General features: G+C 64.4%; 12 protein-coding genes. 9 read left to right on the top strand and 3 right to left on the bottom strand.

Features of this window, described 5'->3' with window-relative positions; all coding sequences use genetic code 11:
• Positions 1-75 precede the first annotated feature (75 nt).
• Positions 76-3687, top strand: a complete 3612-nt coding sequence (locus tag P8T11_RS22390) for an indolepyruvate ferredoxin oxidoreductase family protein (RefSeq protein WP_268079964.1) — start codon at positions 76-78, stop codon at positions 3685-3687.
• Positions 3688-4358: 671 nt separating this feature from the next.
• On the opposite strand, the gene glpK is transcribed toward P8T11_RS22390, so the two are convergent.
• Positions 4359-5879, bottom strand: coding sequence for a glycerol kinase GlpK (gene glpK, locus P8T11_RS22395; RefSeq protein ID WP_268079963.1), 1521 nt, complete (start codon positions 5877-5879; stop codon positions 4359-4361).
• On the bottom strand, positions 5866-7320 hold the full coding sequence (locus tag P8T11_RS22400; RefSeq protein WP_268079962.1) for a DHA2 family efflux MFS transporter permease subunit: 1455 nt from the start codon (positions 7318-7320) through the stop codon (positions 5866-5868). The genes glpK and P8T11_RS22400 overlap by 14 nt, the downstream gene beginning before the upstream one ends.
• A 98-nt stretch (positions 7321-7418) precedes the next feature.
• Between P8T11_RS22400 and P8T11_RS22405 the strand changes: the two genes are divergently transcribed.
• The 4 genes from P8T11_RS22405 (at position 7419) to P8T11_RS22420 (ending at position 9994) form a co-directional block, all read left to right on the top strand.
• Positions 7419-7607 (top strand): DUF3460 family protein, encoded by a 189-nt coding sequence (locus tag P8T11_RS22405; protein ID WP_100853287.1) that lies wholly within the window; start codon positions 7419-7421, stop codon positions 7605-7607.
• 17 nt (positions 7608-7624) lie between these two features.
• Positions 7625-8515, top strand: coding sequence for a segregation and condensation protein A (locus P8T11_RS22410; protein ID WP_268079961.1), 891 nt, complete (start codon positions 7625-7627; stop codon positions 8513-8515).
• A 36-nt stretch (positions 8516-8551) separates the two neighbouring features.
• The gene (gene panC / locus P8T11_RS22415; protein WP_268079960.1) at positions 8552-9406 is read left to right on the top strand and encodes a pantoate--beta-alanine ligase; all 855 of its coding nucleotides are present in this window, start codon (positions 8552-8554) and stop codon (positions 9404-9406) included.
• Between the two features lie 138 nt (positions 9407-9544).
• Complete coding sequence (locus P8T11_RS22420) at positions 9545-9994, top strand: response regulator transcription factor (protein WP_268079959.1); 450 nt, start codon at positions 9545-9547, stop codon at positions 9992-9994.
• Between the two features lie 152 nt (positions 9995-10146).
• On the opposite strand, the gene P8T11_RS22425 is transcribed toward P8T11_RS22420, so the two are convergent.
• Entirely contained in the window at positions 10147-10911 is a 765-nt protein-coding gene (locus P8T11_RS22425) for a copper resistance protein NlpE N-terminal domain-containing protein (RefSeq protein ID WP_268079958.1), read from the bottom strand.
• A 193-nt stretch (positions 10912-11104) separates the two neighbouring features.
• Between P8T11_RS22425 and P8T11_RS22430 the strand changes: the two genes are divergently transcribed.
• The 4 genes from P8T11_RS22430 (at position 11105) to P8T11_RS22445 (ending at position 15228) form a co-directional block, all read left to right on the top strand.
• On the top strand, positions 11105-11962 hold the full coding sequence (locus tag P8T11_RS22430; RefSeq protein ID WP_268079957.1) for a prepilin peptidase: 858 nt from the start codon (positions 11105-11107) through the stop codon (positions 11960-11962).
• Positions 11963-11993: 31 nt separating this feature from the next.
• Complete coding sequence (gene coaE, locus P8T11_RS22435) at positions 11994-12611, top strand: dephospho-CoA kinase (protein WP_268079956.1); 618 nt, start codon at positions 11994-11996, stop codon at positions 12609-12611.
• Between the two features lie 70 nt (positions 12612-12681).
• Complete coding sequence (gene zapD / locus P8T11_RS22440) at positions 12682-13434, top strand: cell division protein ZapD (RefSeq protein WP_268079955.1); 753 nt, start codon at positions 12682-12684, stop codon at positions 13432-13434.
• Between the two features lie 528 nt (positions 13435-13962).
• Positions 13963-15228 carry an MdtA/MuxA family multidrug efflux RND transporter periplasmic adaptor subunit gene (locus tag P8T11_RS22445; protein ID WP_268079954.1) on the top strand — a complete coding sequence of 422 codons (1266 nt, stop codon included), beginning with the start codon at positions 13963-13965 and terminating at the stop codon, positions 15226-15228.

Genomic DNA, 15228 nt, shown 5'->3' on the forward strand with positions numbered 1-15228 from the left:
CCTTGTTGGCCCGCGTGACCGTCAAGCGAGGCGGCTCGCGTCGCTGGAGGGGGCCTCCAGAATTTTGGAGTAGACATGAATGCCCCCCTGCCAGCCGCCGTACGCACGGCGCTTGAATCCGTCCAGCTGGACGACAAGTACACCTTGGAATCCGGGCGCGCCTGGATGAGCGGCATCCATGCCCTGGTCCGGCTGCCCATGATGCAGCGCGTGCGCGATGCACAGGCGGGCTTGAACACGGCGGGCTTCGTGTCCGGCTACCGCGGGTCCCCGCTGGGAGGGGTGGACCAGAACATGTGGAAGGCGGCCAAGCACCTGAAGGCGCACCACGTTGAGTTCCAGCCCGGCATCAACGAAGACCTGGCGGCGACAGCGGTCTGGGGCTCGCAACAGGTCAACCTGTTTCCCGGCGCAAAATACGACGGCGTCTTTGGCATGTGGTACGGCAAGGGCCCCGGCGTGGACCGTTGCGGCGACGTCTTCAAGCACGCCAATGCAGCGGGCACGTCGCGCCATGGCGGCGTGCTGGTGGTGGCGGGTGACGACCATCCGGCCAAGTCATCCACCTTGCCGCACCAGAGCGACCACATCCTGAAGGCCTGCATGATTCCGGTGCTGTTTCCGTCCAGCGTCCAGGAAGTGCTGGATTACGGCCTGCACGGCTGGGCCATGAGCCGCTACGCGGGCGTGTGGGTGGGCATGAAGTGCATCACCGATATCGTCGAAGTGTCCGCGTCGGTGGACGTGGACCCGCAGCGCGTGCAAATCCAGTTGCCCGAAGATTTCATCTTGCCACCCGACGGCCTGAACATCCGCCTGGCCGACACGCCGCTGCAACAAGAGGCGCGGCTGCTGGACTACAAGCTGTACGCCGCGCTGGCCTACGCGCGCGCCAACAAGCTGAATCGTGAGCTCTGGCACTTGCCGCAACGCGATGCGCGCTTTGGCATCATGACGTCGGGCAAGGCGTATCTGGACACGCGCCAGGCGCTGTCGGACCTGGGCTTGACGGAAACCGTGTGCCAGCGCATCGGCCTGCGCCTGTTCAAGGTGGGCATGGTGTGGCCGCTGGAATCCACCGGCACGCAGCAGTTTGCCGAGGGGCTGGACGAGATTCTGGTGGTGGAGGAAAAGCGCCAGGTGCTGGAATACCAACTGAAGGAAGAGCTGTTCAGTTGGATCGGCAGCGGCAAGAAGATTCCGCGCGTGGTTGGAAAGTTCGACGACAAGGATGGCGGCGAATGGTCCGTGCCGCAGGGCAACTGGCTGCTGCCCGCGCACTACGAGTTTTCGCCCGCGATGGTGGCGCGTGCGATCGCCGCGCGGCTGATGCGCTTTGATCTGCCGGAAGACGTGCGCGCCGGCATCGATGCGCGCCTGACATTCATCCGCGAGCGCGAACAGGCGCTGGCGCGCCCGCGCGTGGTGGAAGAGCGCAAGCCGTGGTTCTGTTCGGGCTGTCCGCACAACACCTCGACCCGCTTGCCGGAGGGCTCGCGTGGCATGGCGGGCATCGGCTGCCACTACATGGTCAGGTGGATGGACCGCAGCACTGAGGTCTATACGCAGATGGGCGGAGAAGGGGTGCCCTGGGTGGGCCAGGCTCCCTTTACTGAAGAAAAGCACGTCTTCGCCAACCTGGGCGACGGCACGTATTTTCATTCGGGCCTGTTGGCGATACGCGCGGCCGTGGCGGCCAAGGTGCCCATCACCTACAAGATCCTGTTCAACGACGCGGTTGCCATGACGGGCGGGCAGCCGGTGGACGGCCCTATCAACGTGCCGATGATCAGCCGGCAGGTGGCGGCCGAGGGCATCGACAAGATCGTGGTGGTGACGGACGACCCGGACAAATACAAGGACATCTCTGACTTGGCGTCCGGCGTGCCGGTGATGCATCGCGACGAACTGGACGCGGTGATGCGCGATCTGCGCGAGCATCCCGGGGTATCGGTACTGATCTATGACCAGACCTGCGCCACCGAAAAACGCCGCCGCCGCAAACGCAATGCCTACCCCGACCCCGCCCGCCGCGTGGTTATCAACGAGCGTGTGTGCGAAGGCTGTGGAGATTGCTCGAAGGCGTCGCATTGCTTGTCGGTGGAGCCGCTGGAAACGGAGTTCGGCCGCAAGCGCAAGATCAACCAATCAAGCTGCAACAAGGATTTTTCCTGTTTGAAGGGCTTCTGCCCGAGCTTTGTGACGGTGGAAGGCGGCAAGCTGAAAAAGCCCAAGGCCTTGTCGCAAGAGGGTGTGGTGGACGAAGGCGTGCCGCAGCCCTGTGTGCCGTTGCTGGATCAACCGTATGGCGTGTTCATTGCCGGCGTGGGCGGCACGGGTGTGGTCACCATTGGGCAATTGCTGGGCATGGCCGCGCATCTGGAGGGCAGGGGCTGTTCGGTGCTGGATATGGCCGGCCTGGCGCAAAAGGGCGGCGCGGTGTATTCGCACGTGGTGCTGGCGGAATCTCCCGGCCATTTGTTGAATACGCGGGTTGCCATGGGCGAGGCCGACTTGTTGCTGGCGGGCGACCTGGTGGTGGCGACCAGCGCGGACAGCATGGCGCGTGTGCGCCCTGGCCGCACGCGCGTGCTGTTGAACAGCGACACCGCGCCCACGGCTGCATTCGTGGCCAACCCCAATTGGACGCTGCCTGGCGCCAACCTGACGGCGGACCTGCAAGCCGCGTGCGGCAAAGACAAGCTGTACGCGGTTGATGCCGCCGCGATGGCCGTGGCGCTGCTGGGCGACGCGATCTATTCCAATCCCTTGATGATGGGATACGCCTATCAAAAAGGCTGGATTCCGCTATCGCAAGCGGCGCTGCTGCGCGCGATTGAGTTGAACGGCCAGCAGGTTGGAAACAATCTCACCGCCTTTGCCTGGGGCCGCCGCGCGGCGCATGACCCGGCCGACGTAGCGCGGTTGATGGCCAACGGCGGCGTGCCGCTGGCGCCGCCGGAAGACATCATCGAGATCAAGCGGCCGCGCACGGCGAACCCGGTGGTCGAGCTGAAGAAGCCAACGGGTGAACTGGCGCAAGTGGTGGCGCAGCGCAAGGCCTTCCTCACCGAGTATCAGAACGCGGCCTACGCCAAGCAGTACGCGGATTTGGTGGACAAGGTGGCACGCGCCGAACAGGAAGCCACCGGTACGCAGCGGCTGGCGCTGGCGGTAGCGCGGTATTACTTCAAGCTGATGGCCTACAAGGACGAGTACGAAGTGGCGCGCTTGTATTCCGATGGCGAGTTTGTGAAGAAGGTTGGCGAGCAGTTTGAAGGAGACTGGAAGCTGCATTTTCATCTTGCGCCGCCGCTGTTCTCGCGGCGCGACAAGAAAGGGCATCTGATCAAGCGCAGTTATGGGCCGGGGATGCTGAAGGTGTTTGGGGTGTTGGCGAAACTGCGGCGCTTGCGCGGAACAAGGCTGGATGTGTTTGGGTATACGGCGGAGCGACGCGCGGAGCGGGAGTTGATTCGGGAGTATCGGGAAACGCTGACGGCGATCTTGTCGAAATTGAATCGCGGGAATCTGGATAAGGCTGTCGCGCTGGCTAGTGTGCCGGAAGAGATACGTGGGTACGGGCACGTGAAGGAAGAGGCCTTGGCGCGGGCGGAGCAGGTCAGGGAGGAGTTGCTGAAGGAATTTAGCGCGCGGGTGGTGGCGATTGGGGTGCGGGCGGCTTGATCGGCGCGATCGGGTGTGGCTGATTCTGGTGGGAATGGGGTGCTGCTTGATGGGTTTCGCGCGGTTGACGGCGGGGTTCTTGCGTTGGGTTTTGCGCGCTGCACCCATCCTACGGTGGGGGGCTGCTTGATGGGTTTCGCGCGATTGATGGTGGGGTTCTTGCGTTGGATCTTGCGCGCTGCACCCATCCTACGATGTGCGCTGCTTGATGGGTTTCGCGCGGTGGGTGGTGGGGTTCTTGCGTCGGGCTTTGCGCGCTGCACCCATCCTACGGTGGGGGGCTGCTTGATGGGTTTCGCGCGGTGGGTGGTGGGGTTCTTGCGTCGGGCTTTGCGCGCTGCACCCATCCTACGGTGGGGGCTGCTTGATGGGTTTCGCGCGATTGATGGTGGGGTTCTTGCGTTGGATCTTGCGCGCTGCACCCATCCTACGATGTGCGCTGCTTGATGGGTTTCGCGCGGTGGGTGGTGGGGTTCTTGCGTCGGGCTTTGCGCGCTGCACCCATCCTACGATGTGCGTTGCTTGATGGGTTTCGCGCGGTTGATGATGGGGTTCTTGCATCGGGCCTCGCGCGCTGCACCCATCCTACGGATGCGGGGCCGTGCCTTGTAGGATGGGTGAAGTGCGAGGAGGTCGGCCCGCGAACGCAGGCCCGCATCGCACGTAACCCATCACTTCCCTGAACTCCAACCCTTCGACAATTCCACCGCCTGCCGCCACCGTTTCATCCGGGCTTCGCGTACGGCTTGCGGCCAGGCGGGTTCGAAGGTGCGTTCGGCTTGCCACTTGGAGGCGAATTCGTCCTGGCTGCCCCAGAACCCTACCGCCAGCCCAGCCAAGCCCGCGGCGCCCAAGGCCGTCGACTCCGGGACTCGCGGGCGCACTACCGGCACGCCGAGCAGATCCGCCTGCATTTGCATCAGCAGGTCGTTGCGGGCGGCGCCGCCGTCTACCCGCAGTTCGGTCAGCGCGATGCCGCTGTCGCCGTTCATGCAGGTCAGCAACTCCGCGCTTTGCAGCGCGATGGATTCCAGCGTGGCTCGCGCGATATGCGCGCGGGTCGTGCCGCGGGTCAGGCCCACCAGCGTGCCGCGCGCATAAGGATCCCAGTGCGGCGCGCCCAGGCCCGCGAAGGCCGGCACCATGAACACGTCGTCGGTATCCGACACGCTGGCCGCCAGGGATTCCACCTCTTCCGAACGCTGGATGATGCCCAGCCCATCACGTAACCATTGCACCGCCGCGCCCGCCACGAACACGCCGCCTTCCAGCATGTAGGTGGGCTTCCAGCCATCAACCCCCGCTTGCGGCAGGCCCCAGCCCACGGTCGACAGCAGATGATTCTTGGACTGCACCGGCTTGTCGCCCACGTTCATCAGCATGAAGCAGCCGGTGCCGTAGGTGTTCTTCGCCATGCCGGGGGCAAAGCAGGCCTGGCCGAAGGTGGCGGCCTGCTGGTCGCCGGCCACGCCCGCGATGGGGATCGAGCCGCCCAACCATTCCGGCAGCGCTTCACCCACGACCGCGCTGCTGGGCGCGATGCGCGGCAGCACGCTGCGCGGAATGTTCAACAACGCCAGGATCTCGTCATTCCAATCCTGCGTGTGCAGATCGAACAACATCGTGCGCGACGCGTTGCTGCAATCGGTGCTGTGCACGGCGCCGCCGGTCAACTGCCAGATCAGCCAGGTATCCACCGTGCCGAAAGCCAGCTCGCCGCGCTCGGCCATCTGGCGTGCGCCCGGCACGTGGTCCAGCAGCCACGCGAGCTTGGTGCCCGAAAAATAGGCGTCCAGCACCAGGCCCGTGCGCGATTGCAGGAAGTCGGCGTGACCGTCGTTGCGCAGTTGGTCGCACATTGGCGCGGTGCGGCGGTCTTGCCAGACGATGGCGCGGGCAAGCGGGCGGCCGGTGGCGCGTTCCCAGATCAGCGTGGTTTCGCGCTGGTTGGTGATGCCGATGGCGGCAATATCGGCGGCGGTGGCGCCGGCGTTGCGCAGCGCTTCGCGCGCCACGTCCAATTGGCTGTGCCAGATCTCGCCGGCATCGTGTTCCACCCAGCCCGGCCGTGGATAGTGCTGGCGAAATTCACGCTGGCCGACGCCGCGCACCACGCCTTCGCGGTCGAATACGATGGCTCGCGAGCTGGTCGTGCCCTGGTCCAGGGCTAGGACAAATTCATTCGTCGTCACTTTGTTTGCCGCCGTTCAGGTGTGCCCCGGCCTGCGGCTCAAGGCGTCTAAAGGAAAGGACCGAGGCCATGCACATCAGCCCGATGACGAGAAAGCCGGCGATGACGTCGCTGACCGCAAGCGTCTCGGCGCCGCGCAGGGTCATGCTGACGTTCAGCGTCACCGCGGCCACCCCGACGCCCAACGTGATGCCCAGTTGTTGCGCCATGGCGGCGAAACTGCTGGCGTGGCTCATTTTGGACGGGGGTATGTCGGCATAGGTTAGCGTATTTACCCCGGTGAACTGCAGCGAACGGAAGAAGCCGCCAACCAGCAAAACGGCAATCATCAACCAGACCGGCGTGGCGGGTGTGAAGGTGGCGCACACCATGATGAACACGCCGGTAAGCAGCGCATTCACGGTCAGCACGCGGCGGAAACCGAAGTGCCGGACGATGGGCGTGGCCACGAACTTCATCAGCAGCGCACCAGCGGCGCTGGCAAAGGTGATCATGCCGGCCGCGAAGGGCGTCAGGCCAAAGCCCACCTGCAGCAGCATGGCCAGCAGGAACGGGGTGGCGCCCACGGAGAAGCGGCACAGGTTGCCGCCCAGCGTGGAAATGGCGAACGTGGGAATGCGCATCAGCGACAGGTTGATGATGGGATGTTCGATGCGCCGGGCATGCCAGGCGTATAGAAATCCACATGCCGCGCCCACCGCGATCAGCCCCAGCAGCATGGGCAAGGGCATCACATCGCGGCCGATGGCCTCAAAGCCGCTGACCAGCGAAGCCAGGCAAACCGCGCTAAGCAGAAACCCCAGCCAGTCCAGGCGTGGCGCCGATTTTTCCTTGATTTCAGCCACATAGCGCAGCACCAGCGCAATACCCAACACGCCAATAGGGATATTGATCAGGAAAATCCAGTGCCACGACATATACGTGACCATGAAGCCGCCCAGCGGCGGGCCGATCACCGGGCCCAGCAGCGCGGGGATGGACAAAAAAGACATGGCTTTCAGCAGATCCTGCTTGGGCACCGTGCGCAGCAGGATGATGCGCCCCACGGGCACCATCATCGCGCCCGCCATACCCTGGACGATCCGTGCCATGACCAACTGAGGCAGGTCCTGCGAGAGGGCGCAGGCGACCGAACTGAGCGTAAACAGCCCGATGGCGGCCAGGAATACGCGGCGGGCGCCGTAGCGGTCAGCCGCCCAGCCGCTGATCGGCACGAACACGGCCACCGCCAGCAGGTAGGACGTAATTGCCACGTTCAGCCGCACCGGTGTGGACCCCAGCGCCCGCGCCATGGCGGGCAGGGCGGTGGCCACGACGGTGGCGTCCAGCATCTGCATGAACAGCGCACAGCCCACAATGAAGGGGATCATGCGTGCCGCGCGCAGCGCGTCCGGGTTTGAGGGCGGAGCGGGATTGGCTGCGGTTGCGGATTCGGCTGACATGGCGGGAGGGGGCGTTGGATGCCTGACGATTGTAACGCCGGGCATTTGCCCGGCGTGAAGTAAACTCGTCGGATCTGCAACCTACTGAAATTGGCGTCATGGCGACCAACTACGAATCCGAGATCACCCTTTTCCTGAAAGACTTCAAGCAGTCGCACCCTGGCACGGAAGAACGCCAGCGTGAAGGCCGCGCTCGTCTGTGGGACAAACAGCAAGATTCGGAGCTGCTTGAAGGCTTCCGTGCGGCCCGCGTGCCGCAAAAACCGTACGTGTACTCGGCAGACTGATCCCCGTTGCGGCAGACATGTCCCGTAACCCTTCAGTCCCTGGCGAGGCCCTGGCCAAGCTAGTGGCGCCGCCTGTGGACAGCACGCCAGACACCGTCGACAGCGTGGCGTTCGCGCGCCTGTACGGCGAGCCGCTGTTCCAGATGCCGACGGATCTGTACATTCCGCCGGATGCGCTGGAAGTGTTTCTTGAGGCGTTCGAAGGGCCGCTGGACCTGCTGCTGTACCTGATCCGCAAGCAGAACTTCAATGTGCTGGACATCCCGATGGCGGATGTCACGCGGCAGTACCTGTCTTATGTGGACCAGATCCGCATCACCAATCTGGAGCTGGCCGCGGAATATCTGCTGATGGCGGCCATGCTGATTGAAATCAAATCGCGCATGCTGCTGCCGGTAAAGAAGACCGATACCGGCGAAGAGCCCGAGGATCCGCGCGCCGAACTCGTGCGCCGCCTGCTTGAATACGAGCAGATGAAGCTGGCCGCGCAAAAGCTCGACAAGCTGCCGCAGTTGGGCCGCGACTTCGTCAGCAGCCAGGCCGTGGCCGATCTCAGCGTTGAACGCATGATGCCCGAGGTCAGCGTCGACGACCTGCGCCTGGCCTGGGCCGACATCATGAAGCGCGCCAAGCTGAACCAGCACCATCACATCACGCGCGAACAGTTGTCGGTGCGCGACCACATGACGCATATCCTGCGGCGTCTGAACGACGTGCGCTTCATGGAATTCGGCGACCTCTTCATGGAACGTGTCCGCGAGGGCGCGCCCGCGGCGGTCGTTGTCGTGCATTTCATCGCCATGCTGGAGCTGGCCCGCGAATCCTTGCTAGAGATTACGCAGGCCGAGCCCTACGCGCCCATCTATGTCCGCCTGGCTTACACCAGCGTGGCGGCGGTCGCGGCCTGATCCTGACCGGGCTGCCCCCAACCCCGGAGAGTCCCCTTGAAAGTCGTACACACCATCCAGGAATTGCGCGATCACCTGCGCGGGCAAAACCGCGTGTCTTTCGTGCCCACGATGGGCAATCTGCACGAAGGCCACCTGTCCTTGATGAAACTGGCGCGTCAGCACGGGGACCCCGTGGTGGCCAGTATTTTCGTGAACCGCCTGCAATTCGGCCCCAACGAAGACTTCGACCAATATCCCCGCACCCTGGCCGCCGACATCGAAAAGCTGGAGCAGGCGCGCGACGTTTACGTGCTGTTCGCGCCCAATGAGCGCGAGATGTACCCCGAACCGCAGAACTTCCGCGTGCAGCCGCCGAATGATTTGGGCGACATCCTGGAAGGCGAGTTCCGCCCCGGCTTTTTCGAAGGCGTCAGCACAGTGGTGCTGAAGCTGTTTTCCTGCGTGCAGCCGCGCGTAGCCGTGTTCGGCAAGAAGGACTATCAACAGTTGATGGTGGTGCGCAATATGTGCCGCCAGTTTCAACTGCCGGTGGAAGTGCTGGCGCATGAAACGGTGCGGGCCGACGACGGCCTGGCGCTCTCGTCGCGCAACCGCTACCTGACCGAGGGCGAACGCGCCGAGGCGCCCGCGCTGTACGCCGCCTTGCAGAACATCGGCCAGCGCCTGACCCAAGGCGAGCGCGATGCCCTGGCTCTGGAGCGCGACGCCGCCAACCATCTGACCCAGCGTGGCTGGAAGGTCGATTACATCGCCTTGCGTCGTCAACGAGACCTGAATCGCCCTGACGCCGCCGATCTACAGGCCGGTGAACCCGTGGTGGTGCTGGCAGCCGCCAAGCTGGGCGCCACGCGCCTGATCGACAATCTGGAACTGGCCTACAAGGCCTGATCCTGCACAGGGGCGGGGCTCGCCTCGGGGCTGGTGTCCCGGCAGCGTCCCGCCCCCCTGACAGAATTGCCAGCTATCGCCGTTTTGGGCGGCCGGGCAGACTTCTTGTAATCCTACATTGCAAAAAAGAGTCGCCCCATGCGTGTTTTCCGTCCCGATCTTGAAACGGCGCTTTCCGCGTTGACGCCCCGCGAACGGCAAATCGTTGACTATGTGGCGGCCGGCCGCCCGAATAAAGTCATCGCCATCGACCTGGGCATTTCGCTGCGCACCGCCGAGGCCCATCGCGCCCGCATCTTCGCCAAGCTTGATGCACGCAACGCCATGCAGCTGGCTTGCCGTCTGTGCGCGCACGGCCGCTCCGGTGCGTCTCCCATCCTTGAAGCCGCGCGGGACGATTTGCCCGCGGGTTTGATGGTGCCCGCCGCGCATGCGCCGGCGTCTGGCCATGTGTTGCACGAACCTGCGCAGGAATACGGCGCCAGTTCGCCCGGTGCAGGCGGGTCTGGCTATCAACCGGGACCTGGGGCCAGGTCTGCTGGACTTGAGCCGGAGCCTGGCCCTGACTCCCTCGGCATCGAGCCATGACGCGCCTATGTTGGGCCGGGTGGAGCCCTAAAACAATCGGGCCCGGCGAACGCGGTGTTCGTCAGGCCCGATGGGCGTTGCATTGCGAACCGGGGCAGATTCAGCCGGCCCGCCATTCCATGGCCTATATGGCCTTGATGGCCTTCATGGCATCAGGGGCACTTGGGCGCCGCGGCCTTGGCCAGCTCGTCAATCGGATCCAGGTCCGGCTGGCGGGTCAGGTTGTAGTTCAGGTTCGGCGTCTGGCCGCCAATGGAACGCACACGCAGCACATTGTTGGCGGCAACCAGGAATTCAACCCGGACGTTGCCGTTGGCATCCATCAGGATGACGCGCGGCGGGCGTTCGTCGGTGGCGTCCCAGCAGCCTTGTTCGGTGACGGCGGGGCCCTTCTTGGGATCGTCGTCCAGGTAGGCCGTGCGGCCGCGCCAACGGCCGTTGGGCGCCAGAGTCAGCGTGACGCGCTGCGCCGTGCATTGCATGGCGGGCGAGAAACACGGCAGGGTGCCCATATAGGTTTGCGGCTGCGGCACCAGGCTCTGCGCGGCGGCATTGGCGGGTGCCGGGGCGGGGGCAGATGCGGACGCGGCGCCGGCGTTGTTGGCGCCTTCCGGCACGGGCTGGCCGTCTTCCGTGGTGGGTGCTTCCGCCGAGGCTTGCGCGGCCTGGTTCTGCGGCTTGCGGGCATCGGGCTTGAGCGCGATTTGCACTTGCGACGGCGCGCGGATGACGCTGCGGTAACCGGCGCCCGAGCCCTGGTATTGGGCATCGGTCACCGTGCTTTCAACCGGGGGGTCGTAATAGCCTTCGGTTTTCTGTTGGGCGCAGCCAGCCGCGCCCAAGGCGCCTCCGGCCAGCAGCAGCCCCATGACGCTAAGTTTGCGGGATCGGGTAACGATGTCGACGCGGGCGGTCATGGCAGCTTATCCGTGAATTGAGTCTGTCTCCGATTTTACGCACTTATGCGAAGATTCGATACGTTCCCTTAGCCGCTCTTGGGTGTAGCCAGCACTTTATGCACAATAAACGACACGACCGGTGTTTCGCCTTTTGCCTTCTGGTCCACAGATGGGGCGCGGGACAGGGCGCGCGCGCGGGTCAGGCGGTGGCATGAGCATGGTGTGGCAGGTCTTCGATATTCCGTTGGGCGTGTTTATCGGTGTGGCTGCGTTGGCCGGGCTGTTCGTCGGTGGCTGGCTCACTGTGCTGACCTATCGGCTGCCCCGCATGATGGAACGCGAATGGCAGGCGCAGTGCCTGGATGCGGTGGGGCGGGCGCGGCCGGACAGCCCTGATGGCCTTTTCCGACCCGCCTCGCATTGCCCGGCCTGCAATGCCCCGGTGCGCGGCTGGCGCCGGCTGCCAATGCTGGGTTGGCTGCTGCTGCGTGGACGCTGCGCCGCTTGCAACGCAGTCATCGCCTGGCGTTACCCCGCGATTGAATTGCTGACCTGCGTGTTGTTCGCGGCCTGTGCGTGGCGCTATGGCGCAACGCCCGTAGCCTTGTTTGCCATGGGCCTGTCGGCCATGTTGGTCGCCTTGGCCTGGATTGATTTTGAATCCACGCTGCTGCCGGATGTGCTGACGCAGCCCTTGGTCTGGGCGGGCCTGCTGGTGAATTTGTTCGGTACGTTCACCACGCTGCCGATGGCGGTGATCGGCGCCGTGGCCGGTTATGTGTTCTTGTGGCTGATCTTCCATCTGTTCCGTCTGCTGACCGGGCGCGAAGGCATGGGCTACGGCGACTTCAAATTGCTGGCGGCATTAGGTGCGTGGTTTGGCGCCGAGTCGCTGCCGATGTTGTTGCTGGCGGCATCGGTAGTGGGCGTGGTGATTGGCGGCGCGTTGACGCTTAGCGGACGCGCCAGCCGCGGGCAGCCGCTGCCCTTCGGGCCGTACCTGGCCCTGGCCGGTATCGTGATGTTGCTGCTGGGCGGCGATGCCGGCTTGTGGCAGTTAATGCGCTAGGGCGGACGTCCGGCAAGAAAGGATAAGCATCATGTTCAAGATTGGGCTGACGGGCGGCATCGGTTCGGGCAAGTCCCGCGTGGCCGACATGCTGGTGGAATGGGGTGCGACGCTGGTCGACACAGACGAAATCGCGCGTGCGCTGACGGCGGTGGGCGGCGCGGCCATGCCTGCCATCGAAGCTGAGTTCGGCGCGCAGGCGCTGACGCCTGATGGCGCGCTCAACCGCGAATGGATGCGCGAGCGCGCCTTCTCGGACCCCCAGGCGCGGCGGCGGTTGGAAGCCGTGCTGCATCCCATCATCTCTGAAGAAACACGGCGCCAGGCGGCTGCCGCGACCGGATCGTATCTGGTGTTCGATGTGCCGCTTTTGGTGGAGTCCCTGGCGCGATGGCGCGGGCGCGTGGATCGCATCTGCGTGGTGGATTGCGACCCCGACACGCAAGTGGCTCGCGTGCAGGTTCGCAGCGGGCTGACGGAGCCAGCCATCAGGCGTATTATGGCGGCACAGGCTGCGCGGCAAACTCGCCTGGACATCGCGGACGACGTCATCACCAACGACGGCGCCACATCACCAGAGCAGTTGCGCGCGCAGGCAAAGATCTTGCATGACCGCTGGCTTGCGCTGGCGGCGACAACGGGCCGGTAAGCGCCAGCTTGGCCGGCACTCTGAACATCTCGGCCGCTTGAGCCGACCACTGATGGGCCTGTAAAAAAGCGTGATTGTTTACGAATATCCCTTCAATGAGCGCATCCGCGCTTACCTGCGATTGGAATACCTGTTGGACAGGCTGTTCTTCTTTTCGCGGGCTGGGGACTCACGCCAACATCAGGTGGCCGTTACCTCTCTTTTCGATCTCCTCGACGCTTGCGAACGCACCGACGTGAAAGGCGCCGTGCTGCAAGACCTGGAGCGCCAGCGCACCGCGCTGATGGGGCTGCGCGATCACCCCGGCGTGGCGCAGGATGCGCTGGAAGGCATGCTGCGCGAATTGGAAAAGGTGGCCAGCGGCTTGGCCGCACCCGGTAAGACCGGGCAGTCCCTGCGCGAAAACGAATGGCTGACCAGCTTGCGCGGACGCCTGTCGGTGCCGGGCAGCGCGACGCAAGTGGACATGCCTTCTTACTTTGCCTGGCAAAACAAGTCCGAAGCCGCCCGCTGCGCGGACCTGCAGGCCTGGGTGTCTCCTTTCCTGGCCTTGTACGATGGCCTGACGCTGGCCTTGCGATTGCTGCGCGAATCCGGCCGCAAGACCGATATCGTGGCCGAGCAGGGCGCCTATCAGCAGATGCTGGGCGGCAAGCAATTCCAATTGCTGCGTGTCTGGGTAGATGAGGATCAAGGTTTGTTTCCCGAGATCAGCGCCAATAAGTACATGATCTGGATACGCTTTTCCACCCAGGACGGCGAATTCAAGCCCCAGCAGGTCGCCCGCGACGTCGCCTTTCAAATGACCCTGTGCAGCTCGTAGGATGGGTGCAGCGCGGAAGATCAGTGGCAAGAACCCCACCGTAAATCGCGCGAAACCCATCAAGCGGCCTTTGCGCTGTGGTCACCCTTTCCTAGAATTCAGCGCTGCCTGATGGGTTTCGCGCGATATCCAGTCGTGTTCTAGCGAACTGTCTCCCGCGCTCCACCCATCCTACGATCAACATCGGGCCATCCCCCTGTGAACGCACACCCGTAGGATGGGTGCAGCGCGGCAAGCCCAAGCCAAGAACCCGGCCGCCCCAACGCGCGAAACCCATCACCCCCCCAACCCCATCCCCCCCAACCCCATCCCCCCCAACCCCATCCCCCCCAACCCCATCCCCCCCAACCCCATCCCCCCCAACCCCATCCCCCCCAACCCCATCCCCCCCAACCCCATCCCCCCCCAATCCCATCCCCCCCCAACCCGATTCTTGTTGCGGCCAGTTTCAACTGGGACTTCCAGCGCGCGAAACCGGGACCGACTAGTAGACAATACGGCTTTCTGCATTAGTGCCGGAACCGTTCCATGTCCGAAAGTCGTCCTGTTTCCCAAGCTTCCCGCTGGAGCCGCCGCCGCGTTGTCGGGCTGGTGGTGTTGTTGCTGGTGGCGGCGGGTGTTGCCTGGTTTGCGCTGCGGCCCTCCCCAAAGCAAGCTGGGGCGCGGGGCCCGGGCGGGGCGCGTCCGTCGATGGCCGCCATGGCCAACATGCCCGTGCCGGTGCGCATTGCCACCGCCACCCAGCAGGACATCGACATCTACCTGAAGTCGCTTGGCACCGTTACCGCCTACAACACCGTCACCGTGCGTAGCCGCGTCAGTGGTGAGCTGGTGGACGTGGCCTTCCAGGAAGGCCAGCGCGTCAAGGCGGGCGACCTGTTGGCGCAGGTGGATCCGCGGGCGTTCCAGGTGGCGCTGGATCAGGCGCGCGGCACGCAGATGCAGAACCTGGCCCAGCTTGAAAACGCGCGCCGCGACCTGCAGCGCTATCAGACCCTGTTCAAGCAAAACTCCATCGCCAAGCAGCAGGTGGATACGCAGGCCGCGCTGGTGCGCCAATACGAAGGCACCGTCAAAAGCGACCAGGCCAATGTCGACAACGCCAAGCTGCAACTGGACTATGCCCGCATCACCGCGCCCATCAGCGGCCGGCTGGGTTTGCGCCAGGTCGACCGCGGCAACCTGGTGTCCAGTTCGGACACCAACGGGCTCGTTGTCATCACCCAGACGCAACCGATCTCCGTCGTCTTCACCTTGCCCGAGACCCAGCTACCCGAAGTGCGCGGTGAAATCGCCGCCGGCCGCACCCTGCCGGTTGACGCCTATGACCGCGCCGACACCCGCCGCATCGCCACCGGCGTGCTGGAAACGCTGGACAACCAGATCGACGTCACCACCGGCACCTTGAAGCTGAAAGCCAAGTTTGAAAACGCCGACGACGCGCTTTTTCCGAACCAGTTCGTCAACGTGCGCCTGCACGTGCTGACGCGCAAGGACGTAACCGCCATCCCCACCGCCGCCGTGCAACAAGGCTCGGCCGGCGCCTTTGTCTTCCTGGTGCAGCAAGACGACACCATCGTCGTGCGCCCAGTGAAGTTGGGCGCCATCAACAACGGCATGGTGGCCGTGAACGAAGGGCTGCAGCCGGGTGATCGCGTCGTGACCGAAGGCACCGACCGCCTGCGCGCCGGCGCCAAGGTTGAAATCGTGGGCGGCGCCGAAGTCATTCCCGCCACCCGCGACAAGACGCTGGGCGCGGGTGCGCCGGCCGGCACCACGCCGCCGTCGAAATAA

This window comes from Achromobacter spanius, from assembly GCF_029637605.1.
Taxonomy (GTDB): domain Bacteria; phylum Pseudomonadota; class Gammaproteobacteria; order Burkholderiales; family Burkholderiaceae_B; genus Achromobacter; species Achromobacter spanius_E.

Coding starts and splice junctions, on each gene's coding strand:
- P8T11_RS22425 (WP_268079958.1), bottom strand. CDS start 10,911: ATGACCGCCCGCGTCGACATCGTTACCCGATCCCGCAAACTTAGCGTC.
- P8T11_RS22420 (WP_268079959.1), top strand. CDS start 9,545: ATGCGTGTTTTCCGTCCCGATCTTGAAACGGCGCTTTCCGCGTTGACG.
- P8T11_RS22410 (WP_268079961.1), top strand. CDS start 7,625: ATGTCCCGTAACCCTTCAGTCCCTGGCGAGGCCCTGGCCAAGCTAGTG.
- P8T11_RS22390 (WP_268079964.1), top strand. CDS start 76: ATGAATGCCCCCCTGCCAGCCGCCGTACGCACGGCGCTTGAATCCGTC.
- P8T11_RS22445 (WP_268079954.1), top strand. CDS start 13,963: ATGTCCGAAAGTCGTCCTGTTTCCCAAGCTTCCCGCTGGAGCCGCCGC.
- P8T11_RS22400 (WP_268079962.1), bottom strand. CDS start 7,320: ATGTCAGCCGAATCCGCAACCGCAGCCAATCCCGCTCCGCCCTCAAAC.
- coaE (WP_268079956.1), top strand. CDS start 11,994: ATGTTCAAGATTGGGCTGACGGGCGGCATCGGTTCGGGCAAGTCCCGC.
- P8T11_RS22405 (WP_100853287.1), top strand. CDS start 7,419: ATGGCGACCAACTACGAATCCGAGATCACCCTTTTCCTGAAAGACTTC.
- P8T11_RS22430 (WP_268079957.1), top strand. CDS start 11,105: ATGAGCATGGTGTGGCAGGTCTTCGATATTCCGTTGGGCGTGTTTATC.